Origin of the sequence: Dorea sp. OM07-5 (assembly GCF_003481355.1) — a bacterium.
GTDB lineage: Bacteria > Bacillota > Clostridia > Lachnospirales > Lachnospiraceae > Dorea_D > Dorea_D hominis.
Map to the genome: position 1 here is coordinate 26,293 of NZ_QUKZ01000018.1, position 6,298 is coordinate 32,590.

Annotated in this window: 3 protein-coding genes; all 3 read left to right on the forward strand. The window is 41.5% G+C overall.

Features of this window, described 5'->3' with window-relative positions:
• Positions 1-65 precede the first annotated feature (65 nt).
• Positions 66-2,552, forward strand: a complete 2,487-nt coding sequence (locus DXC04_RS13510) for an HD domain-containing phosphohydrolase (RefSeq protein ID WP_279220508.1) — start codon at positions 66-68, stop codon at positions 2,550-2,552.
• A 255-nt stretch (positions 2,553-2,807) separates the two neighbouring features.
• Positions 2,808-3,923 carry a GGDEF domain-containing protein gene (locus DXC04_RS13515; protein WP_243112157.1) on the forward strand — a complete coding sequence of 372 codons (1,116 nt, stop codon included), beginning with the start codon at positions 2,808-2,810 and terminating at the stop codon, positions 3,921-3,923.
• A 351-nt stretch (positions 3,924-4,274) separates the two neighbouring features.
• A partial coding sequence (locus DXC04_RS13520; RefSeq protein ID WP_442873199.1) for a hemoblobin-interacting domain-containing protein occupies positions 4,275-6,298 on the forward strand: 2,024 nt, incomplete at its 3' end.

Consider the following 6,298-nt stretch of genomic DNA (forward strand, 5'->3'; position numbering starts at 1 on the left):
GAGTGAAGCAAAGAATGGGATAAGGGAAATTTATGGGAACCTACGGATATATATCAATTATAGCCATGCTGTGCTATGGCTTTCTGCTGTTGATGTTTTTGACAGCAAAGAAAAATAAAATAATAAACAGTTTTCTGGTGGTATTGACGGGATTACTTTTCTGGACCGGAGGTTCTGCCTTTATGCGTGCACAGTTCTGGCCGGGATGCGAATTCTGGTATCAGGTTTCCCTGTTGGGAATCTTATTACTGCCATATGCGTATTACCGTTTTATTCTTGCCTTTGGCGGAGTCAGGAACGGATCCGCCGGTAGAATATACCTGGTGATCATGCTGATCTGCTTTTGGGTAAATGCCCAATTTGGAGCTTTTCTGGAAGCCCCTGAGATGGTAGAAAAAAGAGGGGTACAAAGCTTTGTATATGAGATTAAGCCATCTATTATTGCATTTTTTATCCCGGCAGGATTTTTTCTGATCCACCTTTTCGTAATTCTTATACGGATCTGTAAAGAAAATCCTACCATGAAAGTTCAGTATGAACCGGTGATGATGGGAGTGCTTGTACTGTTTCTTGGCAATGCATTTCTTGGAATTCCTTTTTTCAGCGGCTTTCCGATCGATATTTTAAGTGGTGTAGTAAATGTATTTTTACTGTTTTATGCACTGATCCGAAGACGATTATTCCGCCTCCAGATGCTGGCATCTCCCAGTTTATGTTATGGTGTAGGATTGCTGTTTTCTATTTTTGTATTTTTAAATATCATGCCGTTTCTGCAAAAAATTCTCCATATGCAGCCGGATAAGAATATCACCATGTACACCCTTGTATTTGCCATTGTTTTTCTGATTACCTATGCAATCTTTACTTATCTGTGGAAGCTTTTGATCCGCAGTGTATTTGTAAAGGAAGAGAATCATCAGGCGGAGAAGTTAAGGGAATTTAATTCGGCAATTTCAAAAACCCTGGATCTTCAGGAAATTCTGGATCGAACCATCCGGGTGATGAAAGAATTGATGGATGTGGGCAATATCTATATATGTATGCAGAAAGCACCCGGAGAGACTTACTGTGGAGTTGCAAGTGACCAGCCTCTTAACGATCTGGCATTTTCTCTGGAAGAAGAAAATCCGATGATACAATGGCTGAAAGATCATGAAGAGCCGCTGGTTTACAGGGATTTTCGCTATTCTGTAGAATATAAGTCCATGTGGGAGGAAGAAAAACATCATCTGGATAAGAAGCACACGCGCTACTGTGCCGGATTAAAAGACGGTGATACTTTGGCAGGGGTGATATTGATCACGGCAGATTCCGGGAAAAAGAGATTGGTCTATGATGAAGTGGAACTGATCTCAAACATCACATCGGTGGCTTCTATTGCTATTAAAAATGCAAGAATGTACGAAAAAGCTTGTATCGAGGCAAGAACGGATGAGATGACCGGTTTGTTGAATCGAAAATATTTCCATGAAGTACTTTATGAAGAATTTGAAAAGAATAAAGATGCCTCGTTGGCACTTGCAATTATCAATGTAGATGATTTTAAGTTATATAATCAGCTGTATGGTTTAAAAGAAGGTGATCTGTGTCTCCAGCGCATTGCAAAAATCATCCAGAGCAGTGTGGGAGAAAACGGATATGCTGCCCGTTACGGTGGAAAAGAATATGCTGTTTTGTTGCCGGGATATGATCTTTTCTCAGCCAGAAATCTGGTGGAATCCATTGAAAAGCAGATTTCTGTTATGAATAATCGCAGGACAGACATGAAGCTGAAAGCAATTACGATCAGTGCGGGAATCAGTGCGGCACCTTATGCGGCAAAAAATGTGAAGGAACTGCTGGAGAATGTGGATCTTGCAGTTTACCATGTGAAACACAGTGGAAAGAACGGGATCCAGGTCTTTGATACCATGTTCCGCAATGCCAACAAGAATATAGTGTCAACAAACCGGGCACATATTTATCAGGAATATGAATCAACCATCTATGCACTGACAGCAGCAATCGATGCAAAAGATCATTATACATTCAGCCATTCCACAAATGTGGCCTATTATGCAACAGCGCTTGCAACAGCACTTGGCATGAATGAAGATATGGTGGAGATCATTCGCCAGGCAGCCCTTTTACATGATGTTGGTAAGATTGGTATCCCGGAGTATGTATTAAATAAGGCCGGCAAACTGACAGACGACGAGTATGAAATAATCAAGGGACATGTGGAATCGTCTATCGATATTATCCGTCATCTGCCTTCTCTGGATTATGTTATTCCGGCTGTTATCGGTCATCATGAACGTTATGATGGCAAAGGATATCCACGACGGATCGCAGGAGAGGATATACCTCTGACAGCACGTATCCTGTGTGTGGCAGATTCCTTTGATGCCATGACGTCCAAACGTTGTTATAAGAAGGCCTTTTCGTTGAGTGTAGCAAGAGAGAAACTTCTTCAGGACGCAGGAAAACAATTTGACCCGGATCTGGTCTACAAATTTGTGGAATGCCTGGATAACGGGACCATTACGTTAGTGAAAGCTGAAGAGATATAAAAAAGGTAACATTCAATGTCTGTTGTGACGGCAGAATACGATGAATGCTCCTGTTATGAAGTAGATGCATGAGAAAAGAACAATCTTATGCATCTATTTTTTTGACAATGGATTTTGCATGTAGATGTGAAAGTGTATATCTTTTTCATGCATAGTTTGTTAGAATATAGTTTAGGGTTTATGAATTCGAAAACAGAATCTTTTGCGGCAGATAAACAAAGCAAATATTTGTGAAAAAGCAGTGATAGATGAAAAATGGGAAGTTTTGTAATGGATGGATATTTTTATGTATTAACTACAATTGATCTTTTTGTTTTATGCTTTATGTGCATACTCACATATCTGAGTGAATCGCTTAGCGAAAAACAAAAGCGTGGCTTTTTTCTGGCCTATCTTATGATCGCAGGAATTTCAGTGCTGGAGGTCATAACAGTGGTTGTGGATGGCTTGCCGTCCGGATACCGATGGCTGAATATTGTGTCTAATTATCTGGGGTTTGGCCTGTCGCCGGCGGTGTCTATCTGTCTTGTGTATGTATTGGACAGAAAAACAGCTCTCCGACGAAAGATCAGAATTGCAGTGTGTTGTGAGCTCGCATATCTTATGTTTTTGTTGATTTCTATTCCATATGGAATGGTATTCTCCGTGAGTGTGGATAATATTTATTCACGTGGTCCGCATTTTTACATATATGTCATCATGTATTTTGGGGCAATTTTGTATCTTTCGATATCTACGATCGTCACAGCCAGAGAATTTCAGAATCGCAGCAGGATGCTGATCTATCCATTGATTCTTTTTGTGATGGCGGAAACAGCCATTCAGATTGCATTGCCTGAACTTCATGTAACATGGTTATGTATTACGTTGCTTTCTGTATTATATTTTATCTATTGCAATGAAATGTGGAATCAGTTGGATGCACTCACAGGACTTTTGAATCAGAACAGCTATTTGAAACAGACCAGGGAGGTAAAATACAACAAAGGAGTGCTGGTGGTGTTTGACGCGGATGATTTCAAACAGGTCAATGACTGTCATGGTCACGTGAAAGGTGATCTTTGCCTTGCGGATATTGCGGAATGTATCAAAAAAGCATATGCAGACTTTGGATATTGTTATCGGATAGGTGGGGATGAGTTTTGTGTATTACTGAAAAACGGAGCGAAAGAAGAGGAATGCAAACAGGAATTTCTGCGGCGGTGGACAGAGAAACGAAGAAAGTTCACATTTTTCCCAACCGTTTCTTACGGGTCAGCTCCATTTTCAGATGAAGATATTGCAGTTGTCAAAGACAGAGCGGATCAGGATATGTATCAATATAAAAAAGAACGTAAGAAACATCACGCGCCAAGTCTTACAGACGTTTGATTTGAAGTGATTATTCAAAGGGCATATGCTATCATTTTTGTATAGTAAACAAACCTTAAAGGACGCATGTTAAGGTTTACAAATTGTTTCCGAAAGAAGAAATGAATATGAATAAGAAATTTATAAGTATCTTATTAAGTATGGCGATGGTGCTATCAATGTTATTGGTGCCAGGGACGGAGGCAATGGCGGCAGGAGATTAAGGGAGCCTGTATCGTGAGCGGTACGGGCTCCTTTTTGAGTACGCGTACCGTTATTGAGAAAATAATTAGTTGACACTAACTCTACATGATGTTAATCTGTGATTAGCATTGACTAACTAAATATATGGAGGAAAGACTATTGAAGAGAATGAGGAGAAAATGCAAAACACTTCTGCTGGCAGTATTATTGCTAATCACAGGTGTGATAATAGGTGAAGTAAACGTATCGGCAGCAGAGAAAGAGATTACCATTGACAGCATTTCCGTAAAGCAGGATTCGTTCAACGGATTATGGCAATTGAAATTTGCGGATGCAAATTATACGGATGCGATCACGAAAATCTCTGTCAATGACACGGACTGGGAAGCGTATAGTTTCACACCTTCTATGGGTGGAAAATATCGTATCCGGGACGGCGCCGTTGAATTTGCACAGAAAAGCTACAGTCAGACCGCAGCGTTGAAAAATGGTGATGTGATTTCAATTACGGCAACCGGATACAAAACATTAGCTTTCAAAGTTGCTATCGCGGATGGAAAGCTTACAATTTCGCAGGATACAAAGCCAGGCGATAACATGAAGCTTTACGTGCGACTAGTCGGAAGCTTTGAGTCGGCACTTGTAAATCAAAAAGGATACGATGCAATCAGTGGTGCATCTACGAATGTGACGCAAAATAAAAACAGTGATGCAAGTGTAGAGGTTGCACTTGTAAATGCAGATCAGGAACCGACAAAAGATGATTGGAAGCTTTTAAGCGAAAGCGATATTCGTATAAAATCCAAAGAGTCTTCGGTGATAATTGTAAATCACGACGATGCATCCAAAGGAAATGATTCTGGGATGGCGGGTGTGTATTCCGTTCATGATGGTTCCCTTACGTTAGCCGGAACCCCTGCAAATGCAGGTACATATGATATCAGCGTATCGATCACAGACGAAGACGGACATACTGCGACAAGTAATAGCCTGCCGTTTCGTGTTTTCAGTGGAGAAGAAACATTAAAAGATCAGCTTGTGTTATCAAACTGTACGAAAACGGCAGACGGAAAATATATGTATGATATGGAGCCGTGGGCGATTAAAAACTTTACAGATGCTTCCGGCGATCAGAGGGTCACTGTTCCGGCAGATGTAAAAGCGTGGTATGGTTCTCACACAAGTGGCACATATGGAGAACTTGGATATGCTGTATCAGAGGGCACTGCACAGAAGCAGACATTGATCTTGCCAAAAGGATGCAATCTGACATTGGTAAATATGGATATTTTATCCAGTGTGAAAATTATTGTTGGGGACGGTGCGAAGCTCACACTTCGAGATTCTGTCATTCAGGGAGTTGTAGAAGTACAAAATGGCGGAACATTTTCCATGAATTATAACGACTATGGAGAAGGCGAGTTTCTGAACGGAGCGTCCATTAATGGTCAACTGATCTTGCAGGATGGTGCCACATTGGAAAATGCAAAAATTTACTCAAATACGAACAACATTGCCAATGGATCAAGTGCACGTCACAATACAGAACCGGTCGTTGTCGTAAATGGAAATGTTTCATTGAAAGGAAAGGTATTCGTGCGCGGCGATGAGGCACCTACCGGAACAGATGCTGCTACAGGAAAAAGCTATACCGGCCAGAGGGGACTGAAGGTTAATGGCACACTTACTTTGGAAAAAGATGCCGTACTTGCTGTCTTTGGCGGTGGAAAAGATGCAACTACATCAAATGGCGGAACAGCAGTTGAGCTAAATGGCGGAACCATTACCGGAGAAGGAAAACTCATCTGCGTCGGTGGCGATGGACATTTTGGAGAAGGTGGAAATGCAGTAAGCGGTATGGGAACGATTTCCGTAGCAAATGCATACTTAGAAGGTGGCGCTTCTGTTTCCAAATCAAGTACACCGGGAAAAGCATTGGGTGATAATGTGAAGCTTGCAGGAACAACGAATCGAAATCTGATCGATGGAGAAAATGTAAATGATATCGATTATGATAATGATACATATTGGAGAGATATTCTGACTGTGCCGAACCTTTCTTTATATCCGGTAGATGCAAATGCACCGGGCGAGACGACAGAGCCGGAAAAGCCGGGCGAGACGACAAAGCCGGAAAAGCCGGGCGAGACGACAAAGCCGGAAAAGCCGGGCGAGACGACAAAGCCGGAAAA

Bases quoted from the DNA above. Each gene is read 5' to 3' on its own strand.
- DXC04_RS13510 (WP_279220508.1), top strand. From the start codon at position 66: ATGCTGTGCTATGGCTTTCTGCTGTTGATGTTTTTGACAGCAAAGAAA.
- DXC04_RS13515 (WP_243112157.1), top strand. From the start codon at position 2,808: ATGGGAAGTTTTGTAATGGATGGATATTTTTATGTATTAACTACAATT.